Origin of the sequence: Cobetia sp. LC6, from assembly GCF_030264805.1 — a bacterium.
Taxonomy (GTDB): domain Bacteria; phylum Pseudomonadota; class Gammaproteobacteria; order Pseudomonadales; family Halomonadaceae; genus Cobetia.
On sequence record NZ_JASSPL010000001.1, the window covers coordinates 522,248 to 539,798 of the forward strand.

Annotated in this window: 17 protein-coding genes; 12 read left to right on the forward strand and 5 right to left on the reverse strand. The window is 63.3% G+C overall.

Going from position 1 to position 17,551, the window contains the following annotated elements:
- Window positions 1-309: 309 nt before the first annotated feature.
- Both QQF40_RS02260 and QQF40_RS02265 read left to right on the forward strand, forming a co-directional pair.
- A complete protein-coding gene (locus QQF40_RS02260) occupies window positions 310-1,155 on the forward strand; it encodes a haloacid dehalogenase type II (RefSeq protein WP_285460250.1) in 846 nt (281 codons plus the stop codon).
- A gap of 211 nt (window positions 1,156-1,366) precedes the next feature.
- Complete coding sequence (locus tag QQF40_RS02265; protein WP_175089777.1) at window positions 1,367-2,050, forward strand: alpha/beta hydrolase; 684 nt, start codon at window positions 1,367-1,369, stop codon at window positions 2,048-2,050.
- Between the two features lie 138 nt (window positions 2,051-2,188).
- Here QQF40_RS02265 and QQF40_RS02270 read toward each other — a convergent pair whose 3' ends face one another.
- Entirely contained in the window at window positions 2,189-2,755 is a 567-nt protein-coding gene (locus QQF40_RS02270) for a DUF6314 family protein (RefSeq protein ID WP_285460251.1), read from the reverse strand.
- Between QQF40_RS02270 and QQF40_RS02275 the strand changes: the two genes are divergently transcribed.
- Window positions 2,754-3,629 (forward strand): carboxylate/amino acid/amine transporter, encoded by an 876-nt coding sequence (locus tag QQF40_RS02275; protein ID WP_175089779.1) that lies wholly within the window; start codon window positions 2,754-2,756, stop codon window positions 3,627-3,629. The genes QQF40_RS02270 and QQF40_RS02275 overlap by 2 nt on opposite strands.
- A 39-nt stretch (window positions 3,630-3,668) precedes the next feature.
- Here QQF40_RS02275 and QQF40_RS02280 read toward each other — a convergent pair whose 3' ends face one another.
- Window positions 3,669-5,375 carry an aminotransferase-like domain-containing protein gene (locus tag QQF40_RS02280; protein WP_285460252.1) on the reverse strand — a complete coding sequence of 569 codons (1,707 nt, stop codon included), beginning with the start codon at window positions 5,373-5,375 and terminating at the stop codon, window positions 3,669-3,671.
- A gap of 156 nt (window positions 5,376-5,531) precedes the next feature.
- Between QQF40_RS02280 and QQF40_RS02285 the strand changes: the two genes are divergently transcribed.
- A complete protein-coding gene (locus QQF40_RS02285; protein WP_285460253.1) occupies window positions 5,532-6,530 on the forward strand; it encodes a DMT family transporter in 999 nt (332 codons plus the stop codon).
- A 145-nt stretch (window positions 6,531-6,675) separates the two neighbouring features.
- Here the strand turns inward: QQF40_RS02285 and QQF40_RS02290 are convergent, their stop codons facing one another.
- The 3 genes from QQF40_RS02290 to QQF40_RS02300 all read right to left on the reverse strand — a co-directional run bounded on the left by QQF40_RS02290 (window position 6,676) and on the right by QQF40_RS02300 (window position 9,591).
- Window positions 6,676-7,287, reverse strand: a complete 612-nt coding sequence (locus tag QQF40_RS02290) for an OmpW/AlkL family protein (RefSeq protein ID WP_285460419.1) — start codon at window positions 7,285-7,287, stop codon at window positions 6,676-6,678.
- 485 nt (window positions 7,288-7,772) lie between these two features.
- Window positions 7,773-8,366: an OmpW/AlkL family protein gene (locus QQF40_RS02295; protein WP_175089782.1), complete on the reverse strand. Its 594-nt coding sequence runs from the start codon at window positions 8,364-8,366 to the stop codon at window positions 7,773-7,775.
- A 361-nt stretch (window positions 8,367-8,727) separates the two neighbouring features.
- Window positions 8,728-9,591, reverse strand: a complete 864-nt coding sequence (locus QQF40_RS02300) for a lipopolysaccharide kinase InaA family protein (protein ID WP_285460254.1) — start codon at window positions 9,589-9,591, stop codon at window positions 8,728-8,730.
- A gap of 584 nt (window positions 9,592-10,175) precedes the next feature.
- Here QQF40_RS02300 and QQF40_RS02305 point away from each other — a divergent pair.
- From QQF40_RS02305 to QQF40_RS02340, 8 genes are all read left to right on the forward strand, one after another.
- Window positions 10,176-11,792 carry a cytochrome ubiquinol oxidase subunit I gene (locus QQF40_RS02305; protein ID WP_054556794.1) on the forward strand — a complete coding sequence of 539 codons (1,617 nt, stop codon included), beginning with the start codon at window positions 10,176-10,178 and terminating at the stop codon, window positions 11,790-11,792.
- Between the two features lie 6 nt (window positions 11,793-11,798).
- The gene (cydB, locus tag QQF40_RS02310) at window positions 11,799-12,932 is read left to right on the forward strand and encodes a cytochrome d ubiquinol oxidase subunit II (protein ID WP_279836936.1); all 1,134 of its coding nucleotides are present in this window, start codon (window positions 11,799-11,801) and stop codon (window positions 12,930-12,932) included.
- 90 nt (window positions 12,933-13,022) lie between these two features.
- Window positions 13,023-13,124, forward strand: coding sequence for a cytochrome bd-I oxidase subunit CydX (cydX, locus tag QQF40_RS02315; protein ID WP_024951692.1), 102 nt, complete (start codon window positions 13,023-13,025; stop codon window positions 13,122-13,124).
- Between the two features lie 60 nt (window positions 13,125-13,184).
- A complete protein-coding gene (locus QQF40_RS02320; protein WP_082388798.1) occupies window positions 13,185-13,490 on the forward strand; it encodes a cyd operon YbgE family protein in 306 nt (101 codons plus the stop codon).
- Between the two features lie 494 nt (window positions 13,491-13,984).
- The gene (locus tag QQF40_RS02325; protein ID WP_285460255.1) at window positions 13,985-15,127 is read left to right on the forward strand and encodes a glycosyltransferase family 2 protein; all 1,143 of its coding nucleotides are present in this window, start codon (window positions 13,985-13,987) and stop codon (window positions 15,125-15,127) included.
- On the forward strand, window positions 15,117-15,551 hold the full coding sequence (locus QQF40_RS02330; protein ID WP_175089786.1) for a GtrA family protein: 435 nt from the start codon (window positions 15,117-15,119) through the stop codon (window positions 15,549-15,551). The genes QQF40_RS02325 and QQF40_RS02330 overlap by 11 nt, the downstream gene beginning before the upstream one ends.
- Entirely contained in the window at window positions 15,548-16,747 is a 1,200-nt protein-coding gene (locus QQF40_RS02335) for a putative hexosyltransferase (protein ID WP_285460257.1), read from the forward strand. The genes QQF40_RS02330 and QQF40_RS02335 overlap by 4 nt, the downstream gene beginning before the upstream one ends.
- Window positions 16,722-17,417 (forward strand): hypothetical protein, encoded by a 696-nt coding sequence (locus QQF40_RS02340; RefSeq protein ID WP_285460258.1) that lies wholly within the window; start codon window positions 16,722-16,724, stop codon window positions 17,415-17,417. Before QQF40_RS02335 ends, QQF40_RS02340 begins: the two co-directional genes overlap by 26 nt.
- Window positions 17,418-17,551: the final 134 nt, after the last annotated feature.

Sequence of the window (17,551 nt, forward strand, 5' to 3'; positions counted from 1 at the left end):
CGTAGAGACACTTGGATAGTGAGCAGAACGCTTGAGCAAGGGCTTTGGGCCCCTCCACCAGCCCGTCTTGAACGACCCGGTGGCAAAACCCTTGCTCAAACGCTTTCCTGTCCTGGGTGTCGCTGTCCCGACATTCATTGCCCGCCACCATGGCGGGTTTTTTTTATGCCCGGATTCTAGAAGGGCGCAGCAAGTGGCTGATCGACTCTGTGCATGTCGTCTTGCTTGATGACCGCAATATGCTGAGGGTTTTCCAGGAAGTTCGTATGGATTCATCGGCAGTTCACAGTATGAGTGTCATGAGGCATCATGGTGATTAAACGTTGTTGGTTGCTGGCCTGCATGTCGGATATTCCGCGACAGGATGCCATGATATTACTCAAGTGGAGGCCCATGATGGTGCGCGGAAAACTCAAGAAAGTGGCAGGTTCATTGGTGTTGGGTGTTGGTTTGATGTCAGGGAGTGTGATGGCGGGTGATGTCGTCGAAAAGCCCAAGGTGCTGATCTTCGATGTCAATGAAACGCTACTGGATCTTGCCTCGATGCGCAGTTCCGTCGGTGAGGCACTGGGGGGAAGAGAAGACCTGCTGCCCCTGTGGTTCTCGACCATGCTGCATTATTCTCTGGTGTCTACCGTGACCCGGGATTACCACGATTTCGGGCAGATCGGTGTCGCTTCGTTGCGGGTGGTCGCGCAGAACAATGATGTCGAACTGACGGATGAGCAGGCGAAGAAGGCCATCATCACCCCGTTGATGACGCTCCCGCCTCATCCTGATGTCAAGGAAGGTCTGGCCAGGTTGAAGGCTGAAGGCTACAAGATCGTCAGCCTGACCAACTCGTCCAACAAGGGTGTCCAGGCGCAGTTCGAGAACGCGGGATTGCTGCCGTATTTCGATGCGCGCTACAGCATTGAAGATATCCAGATCTACAAGCCGGACCTGCGTTCCTATGAATGGGTGCTGGACAAGCTTGATGTCGAGCCCGAGGAAGCCATGATGGTCGCGGCACATGGCTGGGACGTCGCGGGCGCCAAGGAGGCGGGCTTGCAGACCACGTTCATCGCCCGCCCGGGCAAGGCCCTGTTCCCGCTGTCAAAGCAGCCGGATCATGTCGTGAAGGATGTGAACGAACTGGCCGACATTCTGCAATAGCATCAGAACCCTTGATTGACAGAATCCTTGATCGACGGGTGCTGAAGATATCCTGTCATCATGGCGTCAGCGGCATTGGTGAGGCTGGCGGGCGTCGAGTGACAGGTGAATTTTCCTGTACATGGTGAGATTGCCAGCCTCATCGCATGGCAGATGATGGCGTCAATGGTAGGCTGGGCGGTATTCCCCTTCTTTCCGACCGGAGCTGAATATGAGTGACGCATCACAGCAGCATGGCCACCGTGCCCCTCAGATCATCGAGCCGAGCGCCCAGGCGGATGCCTGCGTGATCTGGCTGCATGGCCTGGGTGCTGACGGCAGTGATTTCGTGCCCGTGGTGCCTGCGTTGGGTCTGCCCGAGAATCACGGCGTGCGTTTCGTCTTCCCGCATGCGCGCGAACTGGCCGTGACCGTCAATGGCGGCATGCGCATGCCGGCCTGGTACGACATTCTCGAGATGAATCTCGGGCGGCGTGTCGATGAGGTGCAGCTGCGTGAATCCGCGGCCTACGTGCATGCCTTGATCGAGGAGCAGATCGTCCAGGGCATCGCCAGTGAGCGCATCATTCTGGCCGGCTTCTCCCAGGGCGGCGCGGTGGTCTATGAGGCGGCGTTGAGCTGCGAGCGCCCGCTGGGCGGCCTGCTGGCGCTTTCGACCTATTTCGCGACCAGCGCGACCATTGCGCCGAGCGCCGCCAATCAGGGCCTGGCCATCAGTGTCCATCACGGTACCCACGACGATATCGTGCCCCTGGCACTGGGCGAGGCGGGCGCCGAGAGTGCGCGTGCGCTGGGTCATCCGCTGGAATGGCAGACCTGGCCGATGGCGCACGCCGTGTGTCTCGAGGAAATCGAGGCGATCGGTGAGTGGTTCAAGGCGCGTCTGCTGGCCTGATCGGTCGCCAGGATCGACTGTCAGTATCGACTGCCAGAACAAAACGCCGCCGACGGAGTGATCTGTCAGCGGCGTTTTCACGTGCTGCCAGCGGTCCCGTCATGCGCCGTCAGCGGTCTTTGCCAGTGCTGGTCGCGCTCAGCAGCGATAGCGGTAGGCGAGGTGTTCATCCTTGCGCGGGCCGGTGATGCGCCAGTCGAGATCAAAGCCCAGGGCATTGCCCGCCTCATCGCGCACGATGACCAGCGTGGCGGCGTAGAGATCATCGATACACAGATGCGCTTCACGACTGACGAAGTGGTCTTCGCCTCGAGCGCTGTCGGCCACCAGGTCGAACAGGAAGACGGCGGCATCGCGGCCACGTCGTTCATGACTCAGCGACAGCGCGGCGCCATCCGCGGCCAGCTGCCAGCGATAGCGGTTGTGGAAGTTGACGCTGGATGACTGGCCCTCGAGCTGGAACTGGCCCTGCTCGAGAAATACCACGCTCTCCGCCTCTTGCTGAGCCGTTTGTCGTGACTCATCGCGAGGGGGAGCAGCGGCTTCGCGGGTGACCGTCACCTCGCCGCTACCCTGGCCAGACCAGGCATTGTGCGAGGCCGGGCCGGAGCGTGACGAAAAATCCAGCCGGCGGATCTGCGCGAGCAGCGCATAGAGGGTTACAATTGGTGTCAACTTCTTCTGGCTACCGGGTTTACTCGTCATGTCCTACCTGATTGGTGTCACGGCCCTCTGGGCCTTCTCGTTTTCCTTGATCGGCGTCTATCTGTCCGGTCAGGTCGATAGCTATCTGGCCGTACTGACGCGTATCGCGCTGGCGTGCCTGATCTTCGCGCCGTTCCTGCGCCCGCGGGCGATCAGCGGACGCCTGCGCTTCCAGTTGATGGCCATCGGCGCGATCCAGCTCGGCCTGATGTACATCTTCTTCTATCGCTCCTTCCTGCTGCTGCCCGTGCCGGAAGTGCTGCTGTTCACCATCTTCACGCCCATCTACATCACCTTGCTCGATGACCTGATGAACAAGCGCTTGTCGCCATTCTACCTGCTGACCGCCGCGATTGCGGTGCTGGGTGCGGCGATCATTCGCTACGACGGGGTCAGTGACGGCTTCTGGCTCGGCTTTGCGGTCGTGCAGGGTGCCAACCTGTGCTTCGCCATCGGACAGGTGGCCTATCGTCAGGTCGCTCCGCAGCTGCCTGCGGATGTCGCCCATCGCCATGTGTTCGGCTGGTTCTATCTCGGTGCGCTGGCACTGGTGATCGTGATGTTCCTGCTGTTCGGCAGTACCGACAAGCTGCCGTCGCAGCCGGTGCACTTCGTGGTGCTTGGCTGGCTGGGCATCGTGGCCTCGGGGCTGGGCTACTTCCTGTGGAACAAGGGCGCGACGCGGGTGGATGCCGGCACGCTGGCGATCATGAACAACGCGCTGGTGCCGGCGGGCCTGCTGGTCAATCTGCTGATCTGGAACCGCGACGCCGACCTGGTACGTCTGGCGCTGGGTGGGGTGGTCATCGTGGCGGCACTGGTGATCAATCAGGTGTGGGCGCGTCGCCGCGAGCAGGCGCTGCGCATGGCCTGAAAGACTGCGCCATAAGGAAATCCAGACATCGCATCTCAATCAGCCCTCGCCCTGTGCGAGGGCTTTTTGCAGGTGAGTGGTGAGGCGCGCCAGTATGCCCTGCTGGCGGGGAATCTCGTCAGAGGGTCGTGCAGCGTTCTGCGTCGCTTCCTCGCCGAGCTGGGCTGCATTCAGACGCAGGCCGGATTGTTCGACATTGAACAGGCTGCCGGGAAGGGTGGCGATGCCTGCGTTCAGCAGTTCCTGATGCAACTGCTCCAGCTGGTGCGCCTCAAGGCTTGGCAGGCCACACCATTGCAGATAGCCGCCGCTTGGTGGCGGCAGCCAGACGCTGTCGCCCAGCGCTGCGCTCAGGTGCGCGCGCAGACGCTCCAGGCGCTTGGCATAGCAGCGTCGCATGCGCTGCACATGGCGGCCGTAATCCCCGCTGGTGATCAGTTCGCTCAGGGCGGCATGCATCCACGGCATGTCGCCCATTCCATTGGCCCAGCGCGTCCGAATCATCGCCTGCAGCCCCAGTGGTGACTCCTGCTCGGATCGTGACAGCCACAGCCAGCCGCAGCGGGTGCGGGGGTCCAGCGTCTTGGAAAATGATCCGAGGCTGATCAGCGCAGGCATCGGCCTGTCGGCATGGCGGTGGGCGAGGTCGGCCAGCCATGGATGGCGGGTATCGAAGCTCAGCTCGGCAAAGGTGGTGTTCTCGACTATCAGGATGGCGTGGCGGGCCGCCAATGTCAGCAGGCGGTGGCGATCTGGCGTGCTCAGTTGTCCGCCCAGGGGATTGTGGCCATCCGCGGTCACGATCAGGGCATCCAGCGTCAGGGCGGGCGTCTCGGCATCATGGCGTTCGAGCAGACGTTCGAGTGCCTCGATATCCAGTCCCTGGTGTGCATGGGCAGGGATGGCAATCGCCTGATGGCCCTGGGCTTCGATGGCGGCCACGATGCCGAAATAGCCCGGCGCTTCGACGCCGACCCGACAGCGGCCCTTGGCGGCGCGCAACTGGCCGAGCAGCAGTGACATGCCATGCTGCGCTCCTTGGCTGATCAACAGGGCATCGCTGTCACAGGGATGGCCGTGGTGGCTGAGGTGCTTAGCGATGGCAGTGCGCAGCGCGCTCGAGCCTGGCGGCAGGGCATAGGCGCTGGGGTGCTGGGCATGCGCCCCGAGCTGAGTGCGCGCCAGACGATACAGGCGTCGCACGGCGGGGGCGTCCAGCTCCGGGTGAGCGGCACCCAGCGGCGCCAGGCGCGGATCACTGGCATTCGCCATCGCCTGCCAGGCCGGGTCGCTGATGGTGAGGGTGGTGATGGCACGCGGTTTGTGATGTGACTCCCGCTGCCCGTGCTGCGTCTCGCCGGGATGACGGGATGAAGCCGAGCTGGTCTGTGAGCCGGCATTGAGGTCGTTCGCATCATGTGCAGCCTGCGTCGATGGTGCGACCCGATAGCCGGCACGCGGTTCGGCGATGATCAGGCCCGCCGACTCCAGCTCGCCATAGGCACGAATCACGCTGTTGAGGCCGAGCCCCGACTGTGCCGCCTGCCGCCTGAGCGAAGGCAGGCGCTGTCCTGCGCTCAGTTTGCCCGTCGCCATCTGGGCCTTGAGTCGCTCGACCAGCTGCTGATAGCGCGGCAGCGTCGCGGCTGTGGCGCCTGAGCTGGCGATTGAGCTGGTGGTTGAGTTGATGGCGTCGTCGGCAAGCGAAGGGCGGCTGGCGGACGAAGCGTGCTCGGCGCATGACATGCCTGTCTGTACCCCTTGAATTGGTGATTATCTGTATCTTGTGCCCCCTTGAGGGTTCGCGGCAAGCTGAAGGCTCATGTCGTGGCCCCGTCGGTGCACGTTCTGCACCTGCCTATGGGCCGCCCGCTTGTCATTTCTCTCGCTGGAGTCTGCGTGATGTGGATGCCACTTTGCTTCGTGTTTCTGTTCGCCAGCGGCTTCATCGCCGCGCGCTTCGGTACCCTGGACGCTGAACCCTTCACCTTGCTGCTGGTGCGCAGCCTGCTGGTGCTGCCGGTGCTGGGGTTGATTCTGTGGCTGCGCCGCAAGCCGCGTCAGTGGGGCCGGCGCAATGACCGTCTGGCGCAGATGGGCATCGGCATGCTGTTGCACGGCGCCTATCTGGGCGGCGTGTTCGCGGCGGTCAAGGCGGGGCTGCCGGCGGGTCTGACGGCGCTGCTGGTCAGCCTGCATCCACTGGTGACGGCGGCGTTGTCGCTGCCGTTGTTCGGCGTGCGTCTCGGGGCCAGGCAGTGGGCGGGGCTTGGCTGTGGCGCCATCGGCGTCAGTCTGGTGCTGGGGGTAGGGCTGGCCAGGGACGGCGCGGGCACCTTGGAGTGGCCGCTGATCGGGCTCGTCTGGTGCCTGGTGGCACTGATCGGCGTGTCCAGCTCGACGCTGTGGCAGAAGCGGGTCTCCGGGCGCATGGGGTTGGTCGAGGGGCTGATGTTCCAGTATCTCGGTGCGGGCGCGGTGTTCGTCGTCGCCGCGACCAGTGTCGGCAGCTTTGCCTTTGACCCCACGCCGCGTCTGCTGCTGACCATGGCCTGGCTGGTGATCGCCATCTCGGTCGGTGCCATCTGGCTGCTGATGCTGATGCTGGAGCGTGGCGAGGCCCATCAGGTCGCGCGCACCTTCTTCCTGGTGCCGCCGTGTGCCGCGCTGATGGCATGGTGGCTGTTCGATGAGCAGTGGACCGCGCTGATGGTGGCGGGCGCCGCACTGGTGGTGCTGGGGCTGGTACTGGACCGCCCGCGTCCGGGCAAGGTGAGCAAGGCGCCGGCGGAGGACGTCACGCCGCCTTCGCCTTCAACTCCCTCAACGACCTCAACCTCAACAGTTTCAGCAACTTCCAATGCTTCGGCAACGAACAGTGGGCAAGCCGCCCCGCGCTGAGGCGTGCCGAGCGCACAACTCACAACGCACAGTACACCAGGTGCAACGCACAACGCACAACGCACAACGCCCCGCCGGCCCGAGATGGGCTGGCGGGGCGTTGTCGTCTCTGGCCCGTCAGAAGCGCTAGCCAGGAAGTGGCTGATCAGAAGCGATAGCTGATCCCGGCCATGGTCACGATGGGATCGATCTCGACCTTGTCGTTGACGCTGCCCGCCACGGTGACATCGGAATCGATATCCAGATACCAGGCGGCGACGTTGGCCGCCCAGTGCTCGTTGATCACCAGATCGACGCCGATCTGTGCGGCCGCGCCCCAGCTGTCATCCATCTCGAGCTTGGTGCCATCGTCGAGGGTTTCATCGGAGAAGTGGGTGTAATTGACGCCCGCGCCGATGTACGGCTGGATGCGCGATTCACGCCCGCCAAGCGGGTAGTACTGCAGTGTCAGGGTCGGCGGCAGGTGGTCGACGGAACCGGCTTTCTGGCCATTGAGCGAGATATCGTGGTCGAAATCCTGCGCCGCCAGCAGCTCGATACCGAAGATGTCGGTGAAGCGATAGCCGAGAGTGAAGGCAAAGGCGCTGTCATCATCGACATCCACGTCGGCACCGATGGCATCGATGCGACCGTTGTCACTCTTCGGCGAGACCTTGGCGACACCTGCACGCGTCCAGAACTGCCCGGCGCCGTAGTTGAGAGAGCTGGGAGAGTTGAGAGAGCTATGAGAGCTGGCATTCAGCGAGTCGGCGGCCATGGCCGGTGTGGCACAGAGAGTCGCGAGGCCGGTGAGGCCTGCCAGTGCCAGAAGCTGCCACGGGCGTGCTGCAGAGCGCGGGCTACGTGAAGTCAGGTGCGCGGGGAGGGAGGCTGAGCGAGTGACGACGTCGGGCATGATGGCTCCTGAAGGGTGGCGGGAAACAATGCCTTCATTCTAGGTAGCCGAATTTCGAGAAATTTGATCTGGGGCAAGAGTTTACGGACGTTCTTGCCTGGGCAGGAGCCTGGTTGATCCAGGTCAATTTCTGCGCGGCGCCGCTCAAGATTGGCCATGTAGCCGTTGATTGCCCACAACGAAAACGCCGCAGACCCTGAGGTCTGCGGCGTTCGTGTGTGATGCCCATCCGGCGCCTGGACGGCTCGATGTTGCCGAGGTCCATTGCTGGCGCTTTAGGGAATGATGCGGCACCACACGGCTTGCCGAGTACTCGCTGGAGGCATGTTCACGCCTCGTGCAAGGACTTAGAAGCGGTAGGTGACACCGGCACCGACAGTGACCGGATCCAGCTCGGTGTCGTTCACGTCCTGACCGGCGATCTTGGTATCGGCCTTGACGTCAGCATAACGGGCGTAGCCATTGACGGCCCAGGCTTCGGTGATCTTGAGGTCCACACCCAGCTCGGCAGCGGCGCCGTAGCTGTCGTCGATGTCCATGCTCTGGCCACCGGCAGACTCACCGGAGAAGTGGGTGTAGTTCAGGCCGACACCAGCGTACGGCTGGACGCGGGCTTCAGTACCGCCCAGCGGGTAGTACTGCAGCATCAGGTTGATCGGCATCTCATCGAAACCACCGGCGCTGTTTTCCCAGTCAGTGCTGAATTCTTCAGTGGACTGCAGGGCGATGGCCAGGTTGTCGTGGAACATGTAGCCCACGGAACCGGCGAAGCCAGATTCGTCCTTGGCGATCAGACCGTTGCCGTTGTTGCTCTTGCCGTCGACCTTGGCAACGCCACCGCGCAGGAAGGTATCACCCTTGCCATATGCCATGGCGGATTGTGCGCCCATTGCCATGGTGCCGGCGATAACAGTAGCGGTCAGGATCTTGATAGCTTTCATATGTAGTTCTCCTTGAAGCTTGGCTTCGTGAGCTGCCTGTCAGCAGTGCCTCGCTACCCTACGGCGTGGGCCGTGTGCTCTGCGTGGCTGCGTCGATCAGGGGACGCTGAAAACTATAAAAAACAGCGTTCTGTTTGGCAAGTATTTTTTTAGAACGATGTTTGAAAACTTGTTGGGCGTCCTGTTAGCAGATGTTACCGATTATTTCAGGGAAGTTTAATGTCTCACGAGTGAGACTTGAGATGACGCATTTGAGCGACATTCCCATTCATCCTCGCGCAAGGTGACCAAGACCTTGGTCGCATGCCGTGCGCAAGGTTAGTGATCACTACGTCAAGGATCTTTGCCGGCCTCTTAAGGCTCAGCGACGCTTGCGTGCGGCGCGTGCTTCCAGCTGTTCCAGCCACTGACTGACCTCGGCGCTCTGCGCATCCGCATCGCGATAGACGGCAAGAAATTGTCGCCATTCATCATGCTGCCAGCCCTTCAGGCGGCGCCACAGCACGTAGAGATCGCGCAGGCACTCGTGGCGGCGCAGCACGAAGCGGCGCGTCTTCTCGAGATCGATGATGACGGCGTCCATCTGCCAGGTGCTGTCCGGCGACTCACTCGGCGGGCGGCTCAGGAAGATGTGCTTGGGGAACAGACAGCCATGCATCAGGCCAGCCTGATGGATCTCGCGAACCAGGCGAGCGCTGGCGGTGATGACCTGAGAGCGCATGCCGGTATCGAGTTCCGCCCAGCGTTGATGCCAGTGATCCAGATCATCGCGCCCGGCGAGATCGAAGGTGATCAGGATGGCGCGCCATTCCCGGCCTGCGCGCCGCTCGCCGTACCAGCCGGCGTCCACTGCCGGTATCCCCAGCGCGTGATAGTGACGGATGGCACGCCATTCGCGAGAGAAGGTCGGTTCGCCCAGCGGTCGCGCCAGGCTGCGGCCCAGATGGTTGGTCTGGCGCTTGAGGTAGAGGCGATGGCTGTTGCCGTCCTCATCCTCGAGTGTCAGCAGCGAGACCGTCGAGACGCCGCCGCGTTCACGATTCGGCGCGTCGACGTCGTGGGCTGCCACTTGCCACAGGGCATCGAAGCTATTGAGGTCGTGCTGCTCCAGCAGGCGGGCAAGCCCGGCTTCGCAGTAATCGCCGTGGCCGCGCGGCGCCGTGGCGCTGGGGCTGGTAGTGGCGGTATGACCAGCAGAGGGATGAACGGGGGAGCGATGCGTCATGTCAGGTAGGAATCACGGTCTCGGGTGATGGGCGGTAAGCGTGCACTGGCAATCCTTGTCGGTGAGCGCTGCGATGACTGGCCATGATAGTTAGCCTGCTGGGGAAGTGACAGGCCTGTGGCACAAAACTCTCCTTCCCACTGCGGCAATGGCGTGAAGGCGTGATGGCTTTCTGCGTGGCGCTGGCGCTGCTTGGGTGCGCCAGACGGTCGCAGCGTGGTTGAACGTCGCAGTGTGGTCGATGGTCGCAGCGCGCGCAGGGGTGCGAGGAGTCAGCGTTGAGTTAGCGCCAGGCCAGCGATGCCCGTCGCTCCAGCATCCATGCGGCTTGCAGCGGAGTTGTCCTGTGACGACAGGCACTTGGCGGAGGTGGCGGGTGCGACATTCGCTCGGTGAGTGCGACAACCTGACATCTGGAGGCTGGCGCGGGAGGGTAGACAATGCCGACCAAGGTCTTGGTGCCACGGTGCCAGTGCCTGTGTGCTTGCCGGCGACAGTCGGCCTGATGTGTCCGCCCGACGTCGATGGCAAGCGCATGCAGGGACGGCGCCTGACCGTCCGCCTTATCGCAAAGGGGTTAAGACATGATCTCCGATACCGTCGTGGAGCTGTCGCGGTTCCAGTTCGGCATGACCGCGCTCTACCACTTCCTGTTCGTACCATTGACCATCGGCATGGCCTTTCTGCTGGCCATCATGGAATCCCTGTATGTCATGACCGGCAAGCAGGTCTACCAGGACATGACCAAGTTCTGGGGCAAGCTGTTCGGTATCAACTTCGCCCTTGGCGTGGCCACGGGCCTGACGATGGAATTCCAGTTCGGCACCAACTGGGCCTACTACTCGCATTACGTCGGCGACATCTTCGGTGCGCCGCTGGCCATCGAGGGCCTGGTGGCCTTCTTCCTCGAGTCCACCTTCGTCGGCCTGTTCTTCTTCGGCTGGGACCGCCTGACCAAGCGTCAGCACCTGATGGTGACCTGGCTTGTCGCCTTCGGCTCCAACTTCTCGGCGCTGTGGATCCTGATCGCCAACGGCTGGATGCAGAATCCGGTCGGTGCGGCCTTCAATTTCGAGACCATGCGCATGGAGCTGACCAGCTTCGCGGATGTCATCTTCAACCCGGTCGCCCAGGCCAAGTTCGTGCATACCGTGTCGGCAGGCTATGTGACCGGCGCCATGTTTGTGCTCGGCATCAGCGCCTTCTATCTGCTCAAGGGGCGTGATCTGGGCTTCGCCAAGCGCAGCTTCGCCATCGCCGCCGCCTTCGGTCTGTTCTCGGTGGCTTCGGTGATCGTGCTGGGCGATGAGTCCGGCTACGAGGTCGGGGATGTCCAGAAGGCCAAGATGGCCGCCATCGAGGCGATGTGGGAAACCGAGCCGGCGCCGGCGTCCTTCACGCTGATCGGACTGCCCAACGAGGAAACCCAGCACACCGATTACGGCATCCATATTCCCTATGTGATGGGCCTGATCGGCACGCGCTCGCTGGATACCGAGATTCCCGGCATCAAGGAGCTGACCGAGGAGCACCGCGGACGCATCCTCAACGGCATGCAGGCCTATGACCTGCTCCAGCAGCTGCGTGATGGCCAGGACGACATCGCGACCCGCAAGGCCTTCGATGCGGTCAAGGATGATCTCGGCTACGGCATGCTGCTCAAGCGCTACGTCGAGACGCCCTCCGATGCCACGCCGGAGATGATCGACAAGGCCGCCGCCGACTCGATTCCGCCGGTCGCGCCGATGTTCTTCTCGTTCCGCATCATGGTCGCCTGCGGCATGGCGATGCTGGTGATCTTCATCGCGGCGGTGTGGATGACCGCCAAGCAGCGCTTCGACGTGCGGCCCTTCCTGTGGATCTGCCTACTGTCGATCCCGCTGCCGTTCATCGCCGTGGAAACCGGCTGGTTCGTGGCCGAATTCGGGCGTCAGCCGTGGGCGGTGGGGGAGATTCTGCCGACCTTCATGGCGGCCTCGAGTCTGGATGAGTCCGATCTGTGGTGGTCCATCGGTGGCTTCCTGGCCTTCTACAGCCTGTTCTTCGTCATCGAGATGTGGCTGATGTTCCACTTCGCACGCAAGGGGCCGTCTTCCCTGCACACCGGTCGCTATCACTTCGAGCGCGGCGGCATCCACCATGGCGCCATGTCCGAAGATGACGGCATGTCACTCAATCCTTCGCTGTCATTCAAGGAGTAACGGATCATGTGGGATTACGAGATCCTCAAGCTGTTCTGGTGGGTGGCGGTAGGGCTGCTGCTGATCGGCTTCGTCATCACCGATGGCATGGACATGGGCGCGGCGATGCTGATGCCGCTGGTCAGCCGCAATGACAGCGAACGCCGCGTGGTGATCAATACCCTGGCCCCGCATTGGGATGGCAATCAGGTATGGCTGGTCACCGCCATTGGCGCGGTGTTCGCGGTGTGGCCGGTGGTCTACGGCGCCGTGTTCTCCAGCTTCTATTTCGCGATGCTGACCATCCTGTTCTCGCTGTTCTTCCGCCCGCTGGGCTTTGACTATCGCTCCAAGCTCGAGAACACCCAGTGGCGTGGCTGGTGGGACCGCGGCATCGTCGCCGGCAGCCTGATTCCCACCGCCTTCTTCGGGCTGATCTTCGGCAACCTGCTGCAGGGCGTGCCGCTGGAAGTCGATCAGTTCATGCGTGCCAGCTACGCCGGTAGCTACCTGGGCCTGTTCAACCCCTTCGCGCTGCTGTGCGCCGCGCTGTCCGTGGTGATGGTGATGCTGCATGGCGGTACCTGGCTGGTGGCGCGTGCCGATGAGACCGTCGCCGCACGCAGCGCGCGTCTGGTGCAGCCGCTGGGCCTTTTGACGCTGGGGCTGTTCGCGCTGGGCGGCCTGTGGGTGTGGCTGTCCGGCATGGGCTACAGCATCGATCAGATGGGCGATACCGCCTCGGCCCTGAAGCTGCTCGACAAGCAGGTCGGGCCGGGCAGCTGGCTGGATGTCTACGCGCGTGAGCCGTTGACGCTGCTGGCACCGCTCAGCGCGGTGGTCGGTGTGCTGGCCGCGATGGTGCTGTCGGCCCGGCGCAAGGGCGGCGCGGCCTTCACGGCAAGCTCCGTCGGGGTAGGGGGTGTGGTCGCCACCGCGGGCATCAGCATGTTCCCGTTCATCGTGCCGTCCTCGCGCATGAGCGAGGCCAGCCTGACGCTGTGGGATTCCGTTTCCAGCGAGCTGACGCTCTCCATCGTCACCGTGGCGGGTCTGGTGATGGTGCCGACCATCATCCTCTACACCACCTGGTGCTACGTGAAGATGTGGCGACGTGTCACCGTCGCGCATATCGAGCAGGACGGTCACAGTCTGTATTGAGTTGAGTTGAGTTGAGTTGAGCTAGCTGAGCCAATTGCTCCCATTTGCTATCAACAGGCGAGGGCAGTGCCCTCGCCAGGAGACGACACCATGTGGTATTTCGCCTGGATTCTCGGTGTGTTGCTGGCCTGCTTCGCGGGCATCATCAATGCATTGTGGCTTGAGCAGACCCACACCTTTGACGATGATTGAGTGAGGCGGCCCCCCAACGTTACTTCTGCGCCGCTGACCGTTCCGATCAAGGAGAGCTCGATGTCACGACCCTGGTACGCCTCACGACCACCGGCCTGGTGCCGAACTCGACCTGCCCATCTGGCCTCGCTGCTGCTGTCTGCCATGGTGGCCATCTGGATGCTGCTGGGGCCGGATGCGATTGCCTCGATGCAGACAGGGCCGCGCTATCTGATGTTGCTGGTCGCGCTGTGGGGGCTGGGAGCCGGCTTCACGCATGGTGTCGGCCTGGTACCGCGCCATGCGACCCGCGCCTGGCTGCTGGGGGCGCCGCTGAGCTGGTGTCTTTTGCTCATCACGCTGGTGACCCTCGCGTCCAGCCAGTAACGCGATTGCGCAGGCTCTATTCATTACATCAACAAACACGGCCGCTCCCTGGAGCGGCCGTGTTTGTTTAGGGCTAAAGGCATGGCTCAAGGGCATGGCTTGCGAGTCCTTGAGTGATTCAGGCTTTACTTGTCGAGGCCGCAGGCTCTATAACGCAGCGAGGTGGCATCGCGCTCATTGCCCCGCGCAGGCCCTCGTGATCGCTCGTGGCTCTTGCAGGCCCTTGCCGATGTCTGGCGCTGTGCGGGGGCTTTTCACGGATTCTTGCAGTCGGCAGATCCGTTCGCGCTGGCCACCGCCAGCATTGACGCTGCGTTGTATTCGTCGCCCTCGGCCCCAAGAGGTAATGGAGCGGAGGGAGGAGAGGCACCGATCGAGAGCGAGAGTGTCTGGTAAGGCGCTGGTGCAGCGCCTGTGGCCTCTTCATTCTCACCTTGTCAGATGATGATGCCCTAGCGTGCATGAATGACGGGGCTCTCGATGGAGGAAATACCATGCGGTCCTCAGCTGATGCATCCTGCGGCCAGACGTCTGGCAGGCAGTCCTCGATCTCGTCGGGGCATATTCCCCGCGACATGTCGCGCCGCCTTTCCGGTGACTGGGTCCTGTCATTGGTGGTGCCGGTGATGAACGAGGAGGAGACCATCGGCCTCTTTCTGGAGGCCATCGAGAAGACACTGGGCTCGCAGGTGCCGCATCTTGAAGTGCTGTTCGTCGATGATGGCTCAACCGACGGCACCCGGGCGTGTCTGGAGGCCGCGGCGGCCGGCGATGCCCGCGTGCGCTACCTGAGCCTGACACGCAACTTCGGCAAGGAAGCGGCCATGTCCGCGGGCATCGAGCAGGCGCGTGGTGATGCCATCGTGCCGATGGATGTCGATCTGCAGGACCCGCCGGAGGTGATCCTCGAGTTCATCAGTCAATGGCAGGCCGGCTACGACATGGTCTATGGCGTGCGCGCCGCGCGCCATGAGGACACCGCCACCAAGCGCAAGACGGCAGGCTGGTTCTACCGCGTCTTCAACCGCCTGACCTTCACCGAGATACCGCGCGATGCAGGCGACTTCCGCCTGCTGGACCGCCGTGTCGTCGAGGCGCTGCGGCGCCTGCCCGAGCGCAACCGCTTCATGAAGGGCCTGTTCTCGTGGCCCGGCTACCGCTCGGTGGGCGTCACCTACCAGCGCCCGTCGCGCACGGCCGGTACTACCAAGTTCAACTACTGGAAGCTGTGGAACTTCGCCCTCGACGGCGTGGTGAGCTTCTCGACCTGGCCGCTGCGGGTCTGGACCTATATCGGCAGTGTCGTCGCCGCTCTTTCCTTCCTCTATATCCTGGTGATCATCAGCAAGACGGTGCTGTTCGGCGCCGATGCGCCGGGCTATGCCTCACTGATGGTCGCGATCCTGTTCTTCGGCGGCATGCAGTTGATCTCGATCGGCGTGCTGGGCGAATACCTCGGTCGCCTGTTCATGGAAACCAAGCAGCGTCCGCTTTACCTGATCGACCATGACAGCCTGCACGACAGCCCGCCGGGCAGCGTGTCACCGGACAGGGGCCTCGACAGCGGCCTGAGCACTGCGCGCGTCGTGCGCGGTGGGCCACGCGACGCGGCGCGAGGTGAATCACTTGAGCGCTGATCGTGAAGGCGTCAGCGAGTCCGAAAAGCCAGTCACTGCCCGCGCCAGGGAGGAGGCGGGCACCGCGACCCGCTTCGGGCTGGTCGGGCTGGTCGCGACGGGCGTGCATCTGGGGGTCGCTGCCTTGCTACTGTTCCTGTGGCCGCAGCTCAATGAATTCATCGCCAATATCATTGCCTTCTGCGTCGCCTTCCAGGTCTCGCTGGTCGGCCATCGCCGGCTGACCTTCAAGCGCCAGGGCAGTGCCTGGCGCTTCGGACTGGTCGCGGCGGGCGGCTTCGCGCTCAACAATGGCCTGTTGGCACTGCTGATGCAGGGGCTGGACCTTTCGGGCTTCGTCGCCATTGCGATCGCCACGCTCTCGGTGCCTATCGTGACCTATCTGGCCTCACGGCTGTGGGCCTTCAAGGAAGACCATGCATGAATGACAGCGTCACCGCAGGGCCGCGCTCGATGCTGGGGGAGCGCCTCAAGACATTGGCGGCCGAGACGCCGCCCCCTGCCGAGGCACTCGCGCGGGCGCAGGCCGTGCACATTCCCTGGGGGCATATCCTGCTGGCATTGCTGGTGACACGCGCCGTCTGGATCGCCATCGCGCTGTGGGGCGATCACGGCTATCTGCACGCCATGGCGCAGTTCGACGGCAGCTGGTTCAAGGGCATCATGACGCGCGGCTACGATGTCGAGGCGCGCGGCATGAGTGATGGCGACGCCGCCAACTGGGCCTTCTTCCCGCTCTATCCGGCACTGCTGTGGCTGGTGACGCTGGGCGGTCAGCTCGACCCCGAACTGATGGGCGTACTGCTGAGCAATGCCTTGCTGGCCGTGGCGCTGGGGCTGGGCTGTCGTTATCTGGCCATCACGCGTCCCGGCGCGCCGTTGCTGCTGTTCGTGTGGCTGGCGGCCAGCATGCCGTACAGCTTCTATTTCAGCGCGCTCTATTCCGAGTCACTGTTCTGGCTGCTGTGTCTGGCGTCATTGATCGACTGGCGCTGCCAGCGCACCGGCCGCGTGATGCTCTGGACGCTGCTGTTGTCGATGACCCGTGCCACCGGGGTGTTCTGGGTCATCGCGATGGGAATCGAGCTTGTGGCGCGCCTGCGCCTGCGGGCCTTCGCCGAGCTGTGGCGGCGGCCCGATTGGCTGCTGATCGGCATGGTGGGGCCCCTGGGGTTGTTTCTGTTCATGGCGCTGCTCTATCTCCGGATGGGTGACGCGCTGGCCTTCAGCCATGTGCAGATTTCCTGGGGCCGTGAGATGGGCAACCCTCTGACCAACCTCATTGAAGGGCTGAGCTACTGGCAGAGCGCGCCGGAGACGCTGCGCCCGGCGTGGCAGGCGAGCATGGCACTGGTCGGTGTCGGCCTGATCGGCTGGCTGGGCCTGCAGCGGCGCTGGCTGGAGACGGGGCTGGCGGGCTTCACGCTGTTCATACCGCTGGCGACCGGGCTGGACGCCATTCCGCGCTACATGATCGGCATGCCGGTGTTCGTGCTGGCCCTCCATGACCTGCTCGTGCGGCTGCCACGCACGCTGGCCTGGGGTCTTGTCATGCTGGGTGCGCTCGCTAATCTCTGGCTGGTGGAGAACTGGTATGACGCCGTCTTCTGGCTCGTCTGATGCGCTGTATGGCGCGCCACGGCCGCGTCGCAGCCAGCGGGTCTGGTGGCTGCTGGCCACCGTGGTGGTGCTGGCCTTCGAACTCGCCATTCTGTGGCTGGCGCGCACGCCCAGGGTCGATGATCACTATCGGCGCTACTTCATCGAGCATGCCACCACCTGTTACCGGCCGATGGGCGAGGTGCCGGTACTGACGCTTGGTGAGCGCTACTCCGTCCGCAAGGGCGAGCCGCTGGGCAATTGCGGTGTGCTGTGGGCCGGTTTCTACTCGCCTCAGCCAGACGTGCCGGTCAGTGCGCGGCTGGCGGAGGTCACCTTGCGTCTGCGGGTGGCGCCCGAGGTCTCGCCGGCAGGTTCACAGGCGGTGGTCGTGGCGCTTGAGCTGTCACGCTTCTCGGATTCGGCCACCGCGCTGCCGGTGGAAGTCATGATCAAAGAGCAGACCGTCACGCGCTGGCCGGTGGGCGGTGATTATGAGCGCTTCGAGGTCGAGGTGCCCGCCGCGCTGATCGCGAGCGATGGCAGCTTCAGCCTGACCCTCAAGGGGCCGCCGCCCATTGCGCCGCGCGATGTGGGGCTGGATGCCAACAAGTTTCCCGTGGGCCTGCGTCTGGACGCGCTGACGCTGCGCTCACCGCTGGGACTGACACCCGCTCGGGCACAGCCCTGAATGGATGAATGGCCTGTCAGGGCACGCTGCTTCAGCTGCAAGAGCACTGACGTGACGCCGATAGTCAGGTAAATTGTGCGCGCGTGAATACCCAATGATCCGTTCGGCCGAGTGTCGGTGCGTCCCCGGCGCGC

Bases quoted from the DNA above. Each gene is read 5' to 3' on its own strand.
- QQF40_RS02290 (WP_285460419.1), bottom strand. From the start codon at position 7,287: ATGGCCGCCGACTCGCTGAATGCCAGCTCTCATAGCTCTCTCAACTCT.
- QQF40_RS02275 (WP_175089779.1), top strand. From the start codon at position 2,754: ATGTCCTACCTGATTGGTGTCACGGCCCTCTGGGCCTTCTCGTTTTCC.
- QQF40_RS02260 (WP_285460250.1), top strand. From the start codon at position 310: ATGGTGATTAAACGTTGTTGGTTGCTGGCCTGCATGTCGGATATTCCG.
- QQF40_RS02280 (WP_285460252.1), bottom strand. From the start codon at position 5,375: ATGTCATGCGCCGAGCACGCTTCGTCCGCCAGCCGCCCTTCGCTTGCC.
- QQF40_RS02320 (WP_082388798.1), top strand. From the start codon at position 13,185: ATGTCACGACCCTGGTACGCCTCACGACCACCGGCCTGGTGCCGAACT.
- QQF40_RS02295 (WP_175089782.1), bottom strand. From the start codon at position 8,366: ATGAAAGCTATCAAGATCCTGACCGCTACTGTTATCGCCGGCACCATG.
- QQF40_RS02305 (WP_054556794.1), top strand. From the start codon at position 10,176: ATGATCTCCGATACCGTCGTGGAGCTGTCGCGGTTCCAGTTCGGCATG.
- QQF40_RS02340 (WP_285460258.1), top strand. From the start codon at position 16,722: ATGACGCCGTCTTCTGGCTCGTCTGATGCGCTGTATGGCGCGCCACGG.
- QQF40_RS02265 (WP_175089777.1), top strand. From the start codon at position 1,367: ATGAGTGACGCATCACAGCAGCATGGCCACCGTGCCCCTCAGATCATC.
- cydB (WP_279836936.1), top strand. From the start codon at position 11,799: ATGTGGGATTACGAGATCCTCAAGCTGTTCTGGTGGGTGGCGGTAGGG.
- QQF40_RS02335 (WP_285460257.1), top strand. From the start codon at position 15,548: ATGAATGACAGCGTCACCGCAGGGCCGCGCTCGATGCTGGGGGAGCGC.
- QQF40_RS02300 (WP_285460254.1), bottom strand. From the start codon at position 9,591: ATGACGCATCGCTCCCCCGTTCATCCCTCTGCTGGTCATACCGCCACT.
- QQF40_RS02325 (WP_285460255.1), top strand. From the start codon at position 13,985: ATGCGGTCCTCAGCTGATGCATCCTGCGGCCAGACGTCTGGCAGGCAG.
- QQF40_RS02270 (WP_285460251.1), bottom strand. From the start codon at position 2,755: ATGACGAGTAAACCCGGTAGCCAGAAGAAGTTGACACCAATTGTAACC.
- cydX (WP_024951692.1), top strand. From the start codon at position 13,023: ATGTGGTATTTCGCCTGGATTCTCGGTGTGTTGCTGGCCTGCTTCGCG.
- QQF40_RS02285 (WP_285460253.1), top strand. From the start codon at position 5,532: ATGTGGATGCCACTTTGCTTCGTGTTTCTGTTCGCCAGCGGCTTCATC.